General features: G+C 63.9%; 12 protein-coding genes. 6 read left to right on the forward strand and 6 right to left on the reverse strand.

Going from position 1 to position 13,984, the window contains the following annotated elements; genetic code table 11:
- Nucleotides 1-235: 235 nt before the first annotated feature.
- The gene (locus ACFMBG_RS11390; protein ID WP_421054814.1) at nucleotides 236-1,138 is read right to left on the reverse strand and encodes a LysR family transcriptional regulator; all 903 of its coding nucleotides are present in this window, start codon (nucleotides 1,136-1,138) and stop codon (nucleotides 236-238) included.
- Between the two features lie 103 nt (nucleotides 1,139-1,241).
- Here ACFMBG_RS11390 and ACFMBG_RS11395 point away from each other — a divergent pair, with 103 nt between their 5' ends.
- The 4 genes from ACFMBG_RS11395 to ACFMBG_RS11410 are packed head-to-tail and all read left to right on the forward strand — an operon-like array spanning nucleotide 1,242 to nucleotide 5,458.
- Nucleotides 1,242-1,898 carry an NADPH-dependent F420 reductase gene (locus tag ACFMBG_RS11395; protein ID WP_421054815.1) on the forward strand — a complete coding sequence of 219 codons (657 nt, stop codon included), beginning with the start codon at nucleotides 1,242-1,244 and terminating at the stop codon, nucleotides 1,896-1,898.
- On the forward strand, nucleotides 1,895-3,259 hold the full coding sequence (locus ACFMBG_RS11400) for an MFS transporter (RefSeq protein ID WP_421054816.1): 1,365 nt from the start codon (nucleotides 1,895-1,897) through the stop codon (nucleotides 3,257-3,259). Before ACFMBG_RS11395 ends, ACFMBG_RS11400 begins: the two co-directional genes overlap by 4 nt.
- Nucleotides 3,260-3,282: 23 nt before the next feature.
- Entirely contained in the window at nucleotides 3,283-4,170 is an 888-nt protein-coding gene (locus ACFMBG_RS11405) for an SDR family oxidoreductase (RefSeq protein WP_421054817.1), read from the forward strand.
- A gap of 19 nt (nucleotides 4,171-4,189) precedes the next feature.
- Complete coding sequence (locus ACFMBG_RS11410; protein WP_421054818.1) at nucleotides 4,190-5,458, forward strand: epoxide hydrolase family protein; 1,269 nt, start codon at nucleotides 4,190-4,192, stop codon at nucleotides 5,456-5,458.
- Nucleotides 5,459-5,722: 264 nt separating this feature from the next.
- Here ACFMBG_RS11410 and ACFMBG_RS11415 read toward each other — a convergent pair whose 3' ends face one another.
- The gene (locus ACFMBG_RS11415) at nucleotides 5,723-8,020 is read right to left on the reverse strand and encodes an adenosylcobalamin-dependent ribonucleoside-diphosphate reductase (protein ID WP_421054819.1); all 2,298 of its coding nucleotides are present in this window, start codon (nucleotides 8,018-8,020) and stop codon (nucleotides 5,723-5,725) included.
- A gap of 196 nt (nucleotides 8,021-8,216) precedes the next feature.
- Here ACFMBG_RS11415 and ACFMBG_RS11420 point away from each other — a divergent pair, with 196 nt between their 5' ends.
- Nucleotides 8,217-8,648 (forward strand): DUF1489 family protein, encoded by a 432-nt coding sequence (locus ACFMBG_RS11420; RefSeq protein WP_421054820.1) that lies wholly within the window; start codon nucleotides 8,217-8,219, stop codon nucleotides 8,646-8,648.
- Nucleotides 8,649-8,874: 226 nt separating this feature from the next.
- Here the strand turns inward: ACFMBG_RS11420 and hisG are convergent, their stop codons facing one another.
- From hisG to hisS, 3 genes are read right to left on the reverse strand one after another with little or no spacing between them, the layout of a single operon-like run.
- Nucleotides 8,875-9,573 carry an ATP phosphoribosyltransferase gene (hisG, locus tag ACFMBG_RS11425; RefSeq protein WP_421054821.1) on the reverse strand — a complete coding sequence of 233 codons (699 nt, stop codon included), beginning with the start codon at nucleotides 9,571-9,573 and terminating at the stop codon, nucleotides 8,875-8,877.
- On the reverse strand, nucleotides 9,570-10,658 hold the full coding sequence (locus ACFMBG_RS11430; RefSeq protein ID WP_421054822.1) for an ATP phosphoribosyltransferase regulatory subunit: 1,089 nt from the start codon (nucleotides 10,656-10,658) through the stop codon (nucleotides 9,570-9,572). Before ACFMBG_RS11430 ends, hisG begins: the two co-directional genes overlap by 4 nt.
- Nucleotides 10,659-10,660: 2 nt before the next feature.
- Nucleotides 10,661-12,148 carry a histidine--tRNA ligase gene (gene hisS, locus ACFMBG_RS11435; protein ID WP_421054823.1) on the reverse strand — a complete coding sequence of 496 codons (1,488 nt, stop codon included), beginning with the start codon at nucleotides 12,146-12,148 and terminating at the stop codon, nucleotides 10,661-10,663.
- 239 nt (nucleotides 12,149-12,387) lie between these two features.
- On the opposite strand from hisS, the gene ACFMBG_RS11440 reads away from it, so the two are divergent.
- Nucleotides 12,388-12,582 (forward strand): SlyX family protein, encoded by a 195-nt coding sequence (locus ACFMBG_RS11440; RefSeq protein WP_421054824.1) that lies wholly within the window; start codon nucleotides 12,388-12,390, stop codon nucleotides 12,580-12,582.
- Between the two features lie 100 nt (nucleotides 12,583-12,682).
- Here ACFMBG_RS11440 and ACFMBG_RS11445 read toward each other — a convergent pair whose 3' ends face one another.
- A complete protein-coding gene (locus ACFMBG_RS11445; RefSeq protein ID WP_421054825.1) occupies nucleotides 12,683-13,870 on the reverse strand; it encodes a sensor histidine kinase in 1,188 nt (395 codons plus the stop codon).
- Nucleotides 13,871-13,984 lie beyond the last annotated feature (114 nt).

Raw genomic sequence — 13,984 nt, forward strand, 5'->3', positions numbered from 1 at the left:
CTTTCTTGCCCTTGTAGCTGCGCATTTATGCGCTGGCGGCGAAGAGTTTGCTTGGTCATACCGCGACTCCGGATCTTCCGGCAGCTCAAGCCTCTGCCGGCCTCCTGCCTAGCTGATGATATTTCCAGAAGTTTTTGCTGCAAAAGGCTGATCAGCCAGAAGCAGATCTTGAACGCTAGAGGGCTGCCTTGACTTGCGAGAGAGGTATCCGAGCGAAGTATGGTCCTGCCCCTGCCTATGTGGTCAGGGCGTTCGCCAGAAAGTCAACGAAAACGCGCACGCGCGACGGCATAAGGCGCCGGTCTAAAAATACCGCGTGAAACGGGGTCGACGGCGGCCGGAATGCGCTCAGAACCTCAATCAGTTCACCCGAGTTCAACGCTGATTTTGCCATGTACGCAGGCATCTGCGATATCCCCATTCCTGCCTGTGCGGCCAGCGCGACCCCTTGTCCGTCGGAGCAGCTGAATTGGCCCTTCGGACTATGGCGAAATGTGGCGCCGTCCCGTAGGAACAGCCAGGGAGCCGGCCGCTTGGTCGCATCATTCCTGAAACTCAGGCACTCGTGTCTGTCGAGATCCTCAATTTCCAGCGGTGCGCCGTGCTTGTCGAGGTAGGCAGGTGATGCGCAGGTGACAAGCTGATCATCGAAGAGCTTACGCGCGATCAAAGTGGCGCTGTCAGCAAGCGCTCCGGCCCGGATTGCAACGTCGATTGTGTCACCGATCAGGTCGGCCAACCGGTCCTCCAGCCGTAACTCCAGGTCGACCTCGGGATAGGTGTCCCGAAACTGCGGCAGAAGAGGGATCAGCGCCAGCCTTCCAAAAGCCGCCGGGGCGCTGACCACCAACCGTCCCGACGGGGTCGCGATGGCATTCGTCATCTCTTCGCGAAGCGCAGTGAAATCCCGCAGCAATGGGCGCACCCCTTCGAGAAAGCGCTCGCCTTCCGGCGTCAGGCTGACGCTGCGCGTTGTCCGGTGCAGCAGCTTTACGCCAAGATCCTCTTCCAGCCGCGTGATGGCCTTCGATGCGGCCGAGGCGGTCATGTCCAGCCTCCGCGCTGCCTCGTTGAATGCGCCGGTATCCGCGATCTCGACAAATATCACGGTGCCGGACAGGGGCGGAAGTCCATTCATGACATTTAGTCCACTCTGACGGTCCTGAGAGCCGATTTTTCCGAGCTTACCCCTGCGCAATATTGAACAGCAAGACGCAACCAGGCTTGAAAGGTGAAAAGCCATGAAGATCGGAATTATCGGTGCGGGCGGTATCGCCAAGACATATGGCAAGCTTTGGCGTGTCGCCGGGCACCAGGTCATGCTCTCGTCCCGCACAGCAGACACCCGTGAAAGTGCAGCCCGGTCCATCGGCGTGCAGTCCGGCACTCCGGAAGAGGCCGCCGCCTTTGGCGACGTGGTCCTGCTGGCGGTCAACTACTGGACCCTGGAAGATGCGATTGCCCGGATCGCACAATTCGTGACCGGCAAACTGGTCATCGATGCCACCAACCCGCTTCAGTATGCCGAAGGCGGCGGGGTTGAACGGGTCATCGCAGAGGACGAAATCGCGGGCCTTGTCATGGCCCGGAAGCTCCCGGCAGCCCGGATTGCAAAGGGGTTCACGACGCTCTGGACCGGGCACGTCGAAAAGCATGCCGATCCAGCAAATCCAAAGGTTGCCATGACGCTGGCGGCCGATGACCAGGCCGATCGTGCCGTTCTTGCGGCGCTCGTGCGTGATGCGGGCCTTGTCCCGGTTGACCTTGGCACGCTGGCACAATCCCGCCCGCTCGATCCTCCGAGCCCGATCTGGAACGTGGTCCTGACGGCAGAGGAACTGGCCGCCCGGCTCATTGAAGACCAGCAGGCTTCTACTGAGGCGGAGGCTGAAAAATGACCGCCCTGGATACCTCCACCGGTTTTGCTCATCCGTTAGCGCGCGCCCCGCGCGCGCTGACGCCTGTCGTGTCGGCAGCCCTGTTTCTCGAGGCTATGACGGTCTCGATCACGGCCATCGCCATCCCCAGCATGCAGGCTGATCTGGGGGCCTCCCTGGCCGTCCTGCAATGGACCCACGGCGCCTTCATCATCGGATTTGCCGGTCTGCTGCTTCTGGGCGGCAGAGCGGCGGACCTGTACGGGCGCAGGCGCGTCTTCCTGATTGCAACCGCGCTGTTCGGCCTGGCATCCCTGGTTGTGGCGCTGGCTCCCTCGCTCGGTCTTATGTTCGCTGCCAGGGGTGTTCAGGGCGCTGCGGCGGCCTTCATGATCCCGGCGTCGATCTCGATCCTGACCGAAGCCTATCCGGAAGGGCCCGCACGCAATCGCGCGCTGGGGTCATTCAATGCGGCAGGCGCCGCCGGGTTTTCGGTTGGCCTCGTGATCGGGGGGGTATTGATCTCCAGCCTTGGCTGGCGGTGGGCTTTCGGTCTGAACTTTCCCGCGGCCGTCATTATCGCCGCCGCTGGGCTGGCTGCAATCCCGGCTTCCGCCACCGAAGTGCGGCGTGACCGGCTGGATGCCGGCGGTGCAGCCAGCATCGCGCTGTCCGTTGCAGCCCTGACCTTGGCGCTGACACTTGCAGCTGAACATGGCCTTGGTGCAGCCGAGGGCCTTCTGATCCTTGGATCGGCCCTCTGCGCTCTTGTATTCGTGGGGATCGAACGGCGTCATCCCGCTCCGCTGGTGCCGCTGCAGATGTTCAAGTCTCCGGGCCCGCGCCGGTACGGTATTGCCTCGCTGACGCTGCTGGGTTCCTTCTTCGGCTACAATCTGCTGGTCAGCGTGGCACTGCAGTCCGGATTGGGGCTCAGCGCCGACCTGGCAGGCCTCGCACTGCTGCCAATGGGGCTGCTCTGCGTGCTGGTCGCACAGGTTGCCACTCCGCGCCTGATGGACCGCTTCGGTACGGACCGTGTTGGCGCAGCCGGCCTGACCGCCCTCGCACTTGCCGCACTGTGGCTTTTCACTGGCGGCGCGTCCGCTCCTCTTTGGCTGCTGATCGGATCTTCGATCCTAGCCGGCGGAATTGGAATGGGCCTGTCCTATGCACCGCTGGCGGCAGGCGCAATGCGCGGTGTGCCCAAAGACCGCCAAGGCGTCGCCGCCGGGCTGCAACAGACCGCGCTGCAAGTGGGCGGAGTCCTGGGAACCGCAATCACCGTCATGGCCGGGGTCACCGCAGGCACGCTCGAATTCGGCCTTTGGGCCTCAATGCTCATCGCACTTCTCGGTGCCGCGGTTTTGCTGCGCCAATAAGCCCCCTAGGAAGGAGAATACCAATGACACAAGCCCCTATTCTCATTGCCGGTGCCACAGGCATGAACGGGCGTGCCCTGATTGACGCTTTACGCAAGACTGGCGGTGCCGCGGTCCGCGCCCTGGTTCGCGATCCGGCAAAAGCGCGCCTCGGTGATGACGTCGAGGTCGTGCAAGGCGATCTTGCCGACCCTGCAAGCCTTGCCCGCGCTTTCGACGGCATTGACAAAGCGTACATCGTGACTGCGATCCAGCCCGGTACATTAAGCCTGTTCCGGAACTTCTTCGACGCGGCAAAGGCCGCAGACGTAAAGCATGTGGTGAAATTCTCAGGCCTCGGATCATCGGTGGACAGCCCTTCCAAGGTGATCCGCCAGCATGGCGCGTCTGACGACCTGCTACGCGGCAGCGGATTGCGCTATACCATCCTGCGGCCGAATTCGTTCCACCAGAACATGCTGGGGCAGGCTGCGTCGATTGCCGGTACCGGTCAGTTCTATCTGCCGCTTGGCAACGCTCGTCAAAGCACAATCGACGTGCGCGACATCGCTGAAATTACAGCGAAAATCCTGATGGAGGACGGCCATGAGGGGCACGCCTACGACTTGACCGGACCCGAAAGCCTGAACTTTCACGATGTCGCCGAAATCCTGGGCGAGGTTCGTGGGGCGCCGGTTTCCTATGTGCCGATCTCGCGCACAGCGATGAAAGACGCGCTGAAGCAGGCGGGCTTCGCCAGCTGGCCGGCGTCGGTTCTGGCCGAAATCATGGATCTGTTCTCAACCGGTGCCTACGCCGGGGTGCTGCCGGATGCGGAGCGTCTCTTGGGCCGTCCGCCGCGCAGCTTCCGAGCATTCGCACAAGACCACGCAAACCATTGGTCGCCCGACGGATCGGCTGCCAATTCCTAACCCGGAAAGGACCAAAACAATGCAACCCAAAAACACAATGGCGGCGTTGGCCGCAGCTGCAACGCTTGCAGTCTCCCCGCTTGCCTCCGCCGAAGAGCACAAGCCGGCGGGCGGTACAGCAAGCCCCTTTACCATCGACATCCCGCAAGAGCGGCTTGACCGGATCAAGGCGCAGGTGGGGGGACATGTCTACCTGCCGGACCTGGGGCTGGAGCCTTGGAAATACGGCATCCCGCAATCCTGGCTTGCCGAGATGGGAGCACATTGGGCAAAAGACTATGATTGGCGCAAGGCGGAGGCCCGGCTGAACGCTTTCGGCAACTTCCTAGCTGAGGTCGATGGCAAGAAACTGCATTTCATTCATGAACGCGGCTCGGGCGACAATCCCACGCCGATCCTGCTGCTGCACGGATGGCCCTATTCGCCCTACAGTTTCGTCGATGTAATCGAGCAGCTGGCCCATCCCGAACGCTTCGGCGGAGATGCCGAAGATTCCTTCGATGTCATCGTTGCCTCCCTGCCCGGCCTTGGCTTCTCCGAAGCCCCGGACGGGATCGAGAGCTTGCGCAGCTCGGGTCACCGCTACCACAAGCTGATGACAGAGGTGCTGGGATACGACCGCTATATCACTCATGGCGGTGATCAAGGTGCGATCAGTGCGGCCTGGATGGCCTATGACTTCCCGGATGCCGTGATCGGCCACCACACTCACATGCATTATCCGCGCCACGCCGGATCGCCGTGGCTGTCGGGCCAAGCTGGATCGGACGCCACTGAGGCGGAAAAAGCATGGATCGAAGCGGAGGCCGTGTCGCCGTTTGGCCAGCTCTCATACATCCTGACTCATGTGGCAAGGGGCGAGACACTGTCCGCCGCGCTCTCCGACAACCCGGTCGGGCAGGCAGCCTGGCTCTGGGACAAGTGGTACTATTGGACCGACAAGAGCACGGCGCCCTTCAATGAGGTCTATTCAAAGGACCGTCTGATCGACGAAGTGATGTACTACATCGTAACCGGCAGCTTCCGGACATCGATGTGGCCCTATCTCTCGTTAGCCGAGGAAAACATTGCGACCCTGCCCGAGGGGGAGGTCATCGGCAACCCGGCGGGCATCACCGCCTGGCCCGATCCGGTCTTCCCGCTGCCCCCGCGTGAATACGTGGAACGCTCGCGGTCCAACCTCATCTACTACTCGCGGCCTGAGCGTGGCGGTCATTTTCCCATGGTTGAAGCACCTGAAGCGTACGTCGAAGATCTTCGGGCCTTCCGCAGGGCCTTGGAGCAATAACAGCACTTGGGGCTGGCTGCCATGTGCGGTCAGGGAGAACAACTTCGCGCGTGAAGCAGGGCACGCATCGCCTCGATTGGCCATTCCCGCCCAGAAAGCGATGAAGGCGGAGCACAAGCTCCGCCTTCTCTGATTGGTTAGTTACTTTGCCGTCCTAACGGACAGTTCTAGAGCACCGTAGGGGTCTAGATCAAAAACCCGTCTTTTTTCGCAAAGACGCAATTCCGCTGTCGGACGTCACACACACAAAGGACTTCAGCCCCCTCACCCGCACTTCGAGTGGCCGCAGCTGCGGCAGGTCATGCAGCCTTCGACCATCTGCATGTCGAACTGGCCGCAGCTCGGGCAGGCCTTGCCGCGCGGCGCGTTCAGGTTCACCACCTGCGCCTGCGGGTCGGACTTCAGCCCCATGCCCTCGCCTTCCAGGAAGCCGGTCTTGACCATGTGTGTCTCGATCACACCACCGATCGCCGCCAGGATAGAGGGGATATACTTGCCCTGCACCCAGGCGCCGCCGCGCGGATCGAACACCGCTTTCAGCTCTTCCACTACAAAGGACACATCGCCGCCGCGCCGGAACACGGCCGAGATCATCCGCGTGAGCGCCAGCGTCCAGGCGTAATGCTCCATGTTTTTGGAGTTGATGAACACCTCGAACGGGCGGCGGTGGCCGTTGATGATGATGTCGTTGATGGTCAGATAGATCGCGTGCTCGGAATCCGGCCACTTCAGCTTGTAGGTATGGCCCTCCAGCGACTGCGGGCGGTCCAGCGGCTCGGACATGTAGACGACTTCCGCGCCGTGCTCGTCCACGTCGCTCTCATGCGGCGCCTTGGCGGTCTCGCCCGGGGCGGTGTCGGCGCTTTCGCTCACCGACAGCACCGAGCCGGTCACGTCGTTCGGGCGGTAGGTGGTGCAGCCCTTGCAGCCCTGGTCCCAGGCCTGCATGTAGACGTCCTTGAAGTCATCGAACGAGATGTCTTCCGGGCAGTTGATGGTCTTGGAGATCGAGGAGTCGATCCATTTCTGCGCCGCCGCCTGCATCTTGACGTGGGCCGCGGGGCTCAGCGTCTGGGCGTTGACGAAGTAATCGGGCAGCTTGGCATCGGCGCCGAACTTCTCGCGGTACATCTGCACCGCGTAGTCGACCACTTCTTCCTCGGTGCGGCTGCCGTCCTTCTGCAGCACCTTGCGGGTGTAGGCATAGGCAAACACCGGCTCGATGCCCGAGGACACGTTGCCCGCATAAAGCGAAATGGTGCCGGTCGGCGCGATGGAGGTCAGCAGCGCGTTGCGGATGCCGTGCTCGCGGATCGCGTCGCGCACGTCCTCGTCCATGTTCAGCATGTTGCCGGAGTTCAGATACTTCTCAGCATCGAACAGCGGGAAGGCGCCCTTTTCCTTGGCCAGGTCCACCGACGCTAGATAGGCGGCGCGGGCGATTGCGTGCAGCCAGCGGTCGGTCTGACGCGCCGCCTCGTCGGAGCCATACTCCAGCCCCAGCATCAGCAGAGCATCGGCCAGGCCGGTGACACCCAGGCCGATCCGGCGCTTGTTCCTGGCTTCTTCCGCCTGCGCGTCCAGCGGGAACTTCGACACGTCGACCACATTGTCCATCATGCGGACGGCGGTGGCGACCAGTTCCTGCATCGCCTCCTGGTCCAGATGCGCATCCTTTTCGAACGGGTTGGCCACCAGCCGCGCCATGTTGATCGAGCCCAGCAGGCAGGCGCCATAGGGCGGCAGCGGCTGCTCGCCGCAGGGGTTGGTGGCGCAGATGTTCTCGATGTAGTTGAGGTTGTTGGCCTTGTTGATGCGGTCGATGAAGATCACACCCGGCTCGGCATAGTCGTAGGTCGCCTGCATGATCTTGTTCCACAGGTCGCGCGCCTCGACGGTGTGATAGACCTTGCCGTCGAACTGCAGCTCCCAGGAGCCGTCGGCTTTCACCGCCTCCATGAACGCATCCGTGACCAGCACCGACATGTTGAACATGCGCAGGCGCGCCGGGTCGGATTTGGCGGTGATGAACTGCTCGATATCCGGGTGGTCGCAGCGCATGGTCGCCATCATCGCGCCGCGGCGCGAACCGGCCGACATGATGGTGCGGCACATCGCGTCCCAGACATCCATGAACGACAAGGGGCCAGAGGCATCCGCCGCCACGCCCTTCACATCGGCGCCGCGCGGCCGGATGGTGGAGAAGTCATAGCCGATGCCGCCGCCCTGCTGCATCGTCAGCGCTGCCTCTTTCAGCATGTCGAAGATACCCGACATGCTGTCCGGGATCGTGCCCATCACAAAGCAGTTGAACAGCGTCACCTGGCGCGCGGTGCCTGCGCCTGCGGTGATCCGGCCCGCGGGCAGGTACTTGAAGTCCTCCAGCGCGGCATAGAATTTCTCTTCCCACGCTTCCGGCTTCTTTTCCGCCCGCGCCAGATCCCGCGCGATCCGCCGCCAGGTATCCTCGACGGTCACGTCGATCGGCGCGCCATCGGCCTGCTTGAAACGGTACTTCATATCCCAGATCTGCTCGGCAATGGGGGCGGCAAAGCGGCTCATGTGTCGGTCCTTTGAGTCGTGTGGCGTCTTAGCGTCGGAAAAGCGGCTCCGGCACCGGAAGTGACCCCCGGCAGCGAATCCGCGAATTGTTAATGCTTTCTTGCAGCAAAAGCGTGGAAGAACACAATACCTTGAAGGCAGCGATCAGTAAACTACTATATACTGTCAGAACTATGGACGACTCTGTGGGGAACCTGTGGATAAACGCGTTAATCTTGTGAAGCTTTCGGTGGGCACCGAAAGCGTCGAAAGCCTGATGGCCTGGCAGGAGATGCGCCGCCGGGAGCTGCCGGAGGGACTGCCCCGCCACGTCACCCGCATGTGGCCCAAGCGCGAGGCCGAAATCCTCAACGGCGGCTCGATCTATTGGGTGATCAAGGGGCTGATCCAATGCCGCCAGCGCATCCTGCGGCTGGACGAGGTGACGGGCGAGGACGGCATCCGCCGCTGCGCCATCGTGCTGGATCCGGAGCTGCACCGCACCCATACGGCGCAGAAACGCCCGTTCCAGGGCTGGCGCTACCTCAAGCCCGAAGAATCGCCCGCCGACCTGCCCCAAGGCAAAAACCAGGAAGAGCCGCTGCCGCCGGAGCTGTCACAGGCTCTGGCCGAGATCGGCGTGATCTGAGGCTGTCCGCACTCCCCCCGCGGCAAGCCTCGCCAGCGCCGGGCTTCAGCCCGGCGCCCGGCCCAACCGGGGCGGAGGCATCTGCGATGCCTCCGGCTCCGGACGGGAGCACACCGGCAGCGGCATGCTTCAAGAACTATGGGGAACTCTCCCGCCCCGTTGCAGGCATTGCAGATGCCCGCAAAGGGGTTGGGCATGACCCGCGCCGGCGCGCGGGCAGCAGTGCTTACTTGCAGTGTTCCAACAGGTCCAGCAGCGTGTTCAGCGCCGCCTTGTCGTCGGTGCCGTATTTCGCCACCCGGCTGCGCCACAGGGTGGCCTGCGACTTCAGCACCAGACCGTCGCTCAAGAGCTTCAGGTGGTTCGCCCGCAGCGTCTCCCCGGTGGAGGTGATATCGGCCACCATCTCGGCGGTCTCGTTCTTCACCGTGCCTTCCGTCGCGCCCTGGCTGTCCACCAGCTGGTAATCCGCCACCCCGGCATCGGTCAGGAATTCCCGCACCAGCCGGTGGTATTTGGTGGCAATCCGCAGCCGGTGGCCGTGCACAGCGCGGAACGCCGAGGCCGCCGCATCCAGGTCATCCAGCGTGTCCACGTCGATCCAGAACTGCGGCACCGCCAGCACCAGGTCGGCATGGCCGAAGCCCAGCTCCGCCAGTTCCTCGACCTGCTGCTCGAACCGCGGCAGCTTCTCCTGCACCAGGTCGGTGCCGGTCACACCCAGGTGAATCCGCCCCGCTGCCAGCTCGCGCGGGATCTCGCCCGCCGACAGCAGCACCAGCTCCATGTTGGAGACACCCTCGACAGCGCCGGCATATTCCCGGTCGGACCCCGTGCGCGTCAGCGTCACGCCGCGCTTGGCAAACCAGTCGAAGGTTTTTTCCATCAGCCGCCCCTTGGACGGCACACCCAGCTTCAAGGTCATGCGCGCGCCTCCTCCAGCTGCAGCATCAGGTCCGGGCGCAGCACGCCGCCCACCGCCGGGATCTCCTCGCCGTCGCCCAGCCGCCGGGTCAGCGCATCATAACGCCCGCCGCTGGCCACCGGCGGCAGATCCGGCCGCGCCTCGGCATAGAAGCCAAAGACAAACCCGTCGTAATACTCCATCGAGGTGCGCCCGTAGGAGGCTTCGAAATCCAGGTTCTCCACATCCACGCCGCGCGCCTTCATCGCTGCGGTGCGCGCGTCCAGCCTGTCCAGCGCGGCATTGATCTGCGGCAGGTCCACCGCGATATCGCGCATCTGCTCCAGCGCATAGGGCACGGTTTCCCGCACCGCCATCAGCGCCTCCAGCGCCAGCAGTTCGTTGTCGGCAATCGGCGGCGCCTTGGCATCTTCGCGCAGCGCCTCCACCCGCGCCTGCACCTCTGCCGCGCGGCGCTTGCCCAGCTCCACAGCCGAACCGGTCAGATCGCCCTCTGTCGACAGCAGCTTCTTGCGGCTCTCCGGCACCGGGGTGCGCCCCGCAAACCGGTCCAGCAAGGAGCGGAACCGGCGCGGCCGCCAGATGTGGCGCATCAGCGCCGCCTTGCGCTTCTCGGTGGTGTTCAGCCCCAGCACGGCGGCCATCAGAATGCCGATATCCCCGGTTGCCGCCCGCAGGGGCAGCCCGCGCACCTGCAGCGCAAACAGCGAAAACACCTCGGCATCCGCCGCCGCCGCATCGTTGCGCTCGAACACCTCGTAGCCGACCTGCAGATACTCGTTGGGCCGGTCCAGGAAGTGCTCCTGACGGCGGAACACCTCGCCGGAATAGGTATAGCGCGCAGGCTCGGCGCCGTGGCGCATATGCGCCTCCACCACTGGCACGGTGAAGTCCGGGCGCAGCATCTGCTCACCGCGCAGCGCGTCCGTGGTCACATAGGCGCGGGCGCGGATGTCCTCGCCGTAAAGGTCCAGCAGGGTGTCGGCAGGCTGCAGCAGCGGTGTGTCCACCACCTGCGCGCCTGCGGCCTCAAACCGGAGCCGCAGCATCGCGGCGCGGGCCTGTATCTGGGATTGAACCGCCATGATCAGCCCTGCCCGTCCAGGATTTCACGCACCTTGGCGACCAGCTCCGTGCGCGGCACCTCAAACTGGCTCGGGCGTTCCTTCCACTCTTCCAGTGTCGCGCTCTCGGCAATCTTGGCACCCAGGATCAGGTCCTTGATCTGCACCACGCCGTTGGCCTTCTCGTCGCCGCCTTCGATCACGGCCACCGGAGAGTTCCGCTTGTCCGCATATTTCAGCTGGTTGCCGAAGTTCTTGGGGTTGCCCAGATAGACCTCGGCCCGGATGCCCGCATTGCGCAGCTCCGCCACCATCGCCTGGTAATCCGCCATCCGGTCGCGGTCCATCACGGTGACCACAACGGGGCCGGTGGCCTCCGCCGTCAGCCGCCCCTTGGCATGCAGCGCTGCGAGCAGCCGGTCGACACCAACCGAGACACCCACTGCAGGCACTTCCTGCCCGGTGAACCGCTTGACCAGCCCGTCATAACGCCCGCCGCCGGAGACCGAGCCAAACTGCCGCTTGCGGCCCTTCTCGTCCAGGATCTCGAAGGTCAGCTCCGCCTCGAACACCGGCCCGGTGTAATAGCCCAGGCCGCGCACCACCGAGGGGTCGATCTCGATCCGGTCCTTGCCGTAACCGCCCGCAGCCAGCAGCTCGCCGATCTGCTCCAGCTCGGCAATGCCCTCCTGGCCGATCTTGCTGTCGCCCACGGCGGCGCGCAGGTTGGCGATGGTGCCCGCAGCCTCCGCCGCCTTGGAGGTGAGGAAGGCCAGCACCGGCGCCGCCTGATCATCGCTGAGGCCAACCCCGTCGATGAAGGCACCGGAGGCATCCAGCCGGCCCTTGGTCAGCAGCTCCCGCACGCCGGCCTCGCCCACCTTGTCGAACTTGTCGATGGTGCGCAGCACGTCGTCGCGCTTGGTATCCTCTGCGCCGAGGCCCATCGCCTCCAGCACGCCGTTCAGAACCTTGCGGTTATTGACCCGCACCAAGTAGTCGCCGCGCGGAATGCCGACGGTTTCCAGCGTGTCGCTGAGCATCGCGCAGATCTCGGCATCGGCGGCCATCGAGGCGCTGCCCACAGTATCCGCATCGCACTGATAGAACTGGCGGAAGCGGCCCGGCCCCGGCTTCTCGTTGCGCCAGACCGGACCCATCGCATAGCGGCGGTAGGGGGTCGGCAGGTCGTTGCGGTGCTGGGCATAGACCCGCGCCAGCGGCGCCGTCAGGTCATAGCGCAGCGCCATCCAGTCGCCGTTGCCGTCTTCCTCGGTCTCCTGCCAGGCAAAGACGCCCTCGTTCGGGCGGTCCACATCGGGCAGGAATTTGCCCAGCGCTTCAACGGTTTCCACCGCCGACGATTCCAGCGCCTCGAACCCGTAATGATGATACACACCCGCGATGGCCCGCAGCATCTCGCTGCGCTGGGTCACCTCCGCACCGAAATAGTCACGGAACCCCTTCGGCGTCTGCGCCTTGGGGCGGGGCTGTTTCTTCACTTTGGCCATATGAGGCCTCCTCACGGGTAGCGGTTTCACTCGCCCGGCGGTCTAACGGATGCCGGGCGCAACGGCAAGAAGAAGGCAGCGGCGCGCGGTGACGCAGGAAGCAGTTTCTGACGTTCCGCCTGGCCGGCAGGCGCGATGCGCCCGCCCAGGCAGCCGCGCCCCTCTACTTTAGATCGCTGCCGTAGACGTCCCGCAAGAAAGCGCCTATCTAAACGCATCCGCAACCAAAGGCCCGAACCATGCAGCATCTGGAAGAGCAAATCGCCCATCTGACCCGCAGCGTGGAGGAGATGAGCGACGTGATCGCCCGACAGCAGCAGGAGATCGACGTGCTGACCCGCCGCGTCGCCATGCTGATGCAGCGCGAGGCCGCCCGCGAACAGGAAGGTTCCGGCGGCGTGGTCCTCGGCGACGAACGCCCGCCGCATTACTGACGCGTGCCGCAGGCGGCGGAAGAATTTTAACTAAAATTCTTGGCCGGAGTTTTTTCAAAACTCCGCCGCCCCCTCTCCAGAGCGCCCGCTCCGGACGGGCCTATGCGATACCAAAGCCCTGCCCGACGATACGCGAGGCAAGCTGCGCATTCTCGGCCTGGCTCTCCCCCTCGGCAAGGGCCGACAGCGGAATGTCCAGTTCGTAGACGAGCTTGCCGCCCTCGACCGTCCGGCTGGCCTCTCCTTGCAGCATGGATGGCACGATCTGCGTCAGCAGGCGGGTGCCGAAGCCCGTCCTTCCGGTGCCATTCACCGGCATGTCCGATTGCCGGGAAATATCCTCTTCCCACCGCAGCCGCAGCCGTTTCTGGCTGCTGTTTTCTCCCCGGACCGACCAGGAAACGCTGATCCGCGCCTCCTCGCCATCGGCTGAACCGTACTTCTGCGCATTGGTCGCCAGCTCGTGCAGCGCCAGGCTGATCTGCTGCGCCGCCTCCGATCCGGTCGTCACGTCGGGACCTTCGACCGTCATCCTGTCGCCAAAGCTCAGCAGGACCGGCTCAAGCTGTGCCCGGATCACGCTGCCCAGATCCGCCGATGCGCCCGACGGCTCCTGCATGACGGTCTGCGTGGCAGAGGCCAGCGCATTGAGCCGCCCGGTGAAGATGCCGACGAAATCGTCCACGTCCGAGACGCCGCGCGCGCTTTGCCGCGCCATCGACGACACCACCGCAATCATGTTGTGGCTCCGGTGCACTGCTTCCCGCGCCGTCACGGCGAGCTTGGCGTTGACGTCCTTCAGCTCCGCCGTGCGCTCCTCGACCTGCATTTCAAGGTCATGCCGGGCCTGGCGCAGCACATCCAGGGTTGCTTCATGCGCCGCCACTTCGTCCAGAAGCCTGCTGTTGGCGTGTTCCAGATCGCGGCGGCTCGGTATCGCGACAAGGACCGGAACCAGCCGGAACAGGACCACCGCGGTGGTTGCCGAGACCAGGGCGGTGGCAAGCTTCACAAGACCCTGCGCCGGATAGACCGGCCACCAGAGTGTGACGATGGACACCGCATGCGTGAGGCCGCAAAGCAGGATGAAAGAGGCAAACAGCAGGACCAGACCGCGGTGCTTGATGTCCTTGCGCTGCCTCAGAACTCTGAGAAGCGCCAGCGGAATCGCGAAATAGGCGAGGAAAATCAGCAGATCCGACCCGGCCCAGAGGACCAGCAGCCAAGGCTCCCAAAGCAGGCACATGCCATGGGGCATGTATTGCTCGAACTCCAACAGTGTCTGCACTGCGGCAACCTCCAGTCCTGTGGCGGAGCCGATGCCGGCCGCAACCAATTCATGCAAGCGACGTTGTCAGACAGTCTTACGTTGCATCAATAATTCCACAAGTGGAATCGCGCG

It is taken from the genome of Leisingera coralii (assembly GCF_049056525.1).
Classification (GTDB): Bacteria; Pseudomonadota; Alphaproteobacteria; order Rhodobacterales; family Rhodobacteraceae; genus Leisingera; species Leisingera coralii.

What these genes read in the sequence shown, in the direction of transcription:
- ACFMBG_RS11390 (WP_421054814.1), bottom strand. Translation starts at nt 1,138, where the DNA reads ATGAATGGACTTCCGCCCCTGTCCGGCACCGTGATATTTGTCGAGATC.
- ACFMBG_RS11395 (WP_421054815.1), top strand. Translation starts at nt 1,242, where the DNA reads ATGAAGATCGGAATTATCGGTGCGGGCGGTATCGCCAAGACATATGGC.
- ACFMBG_RS11400 (WP_421054816.1), top strand. Translation starts at nt 1,895, where the DNA reads ATGACCGCCCTGGATACCTCCACCGGTTTTGCTCATCCGTTAGCGCGC.
- ACFMBG_RS11405 (WP_421054817.1), top strand. Translation starts at nt 3,283, where the DNA reads ATGACACAAGCCCCTATTCTCATTGCCGGTGCCACAGGCATGAACGGG.
- ACFMBG_RS11410 (WP_421054818.1), top strand. Translation starts at nt 4,190, where the DNA reads ATGCAACCCAAAAACACAATGGCGGCGTTGGCCGCAGCTGCAACGCTT.
- ACFMBG_RS11415 (WP_421054819.1), bottom strand. Translation starts at nt 8,020, where the DNA reads ATGAGCCGCTTTGCCGCCCCCATTGCCGAGCAGATCTGGGATATGAAG.
- hisG (WP_421054821.1), bottom strand. Translation starts at nt 9,573, where the DNA reads ATGACCTTGAAGCTGGGTGTGCCGTCCAAGGGGCGGCTGATGGAAAAA.
- ACFMBG_RS11430 (WP_421054822.1), bottom strand. Translation starts at nt 10,658, where the DNA reads ATGGCGGTTCAATCCCAGATACAGGCCCGCGCCGCGATGCTGCGGCTC.
- hisS (WP_421054823.1), bottom strand. Translation starts at nt 12,148, where the DNA reads ATGGCCAAAGTGAAGAAACAGCCCCGCCCCAAGGCGCAGACGCCGAAG.
- ACFMBG_RS11440 (WP_421054824.1), top strand. Translation starts at nt 12,388, where the DNA reads ATGCAGCATCTGGAAGAGCAAATCGCCCATCTGACCCGCAGCGTGGAG.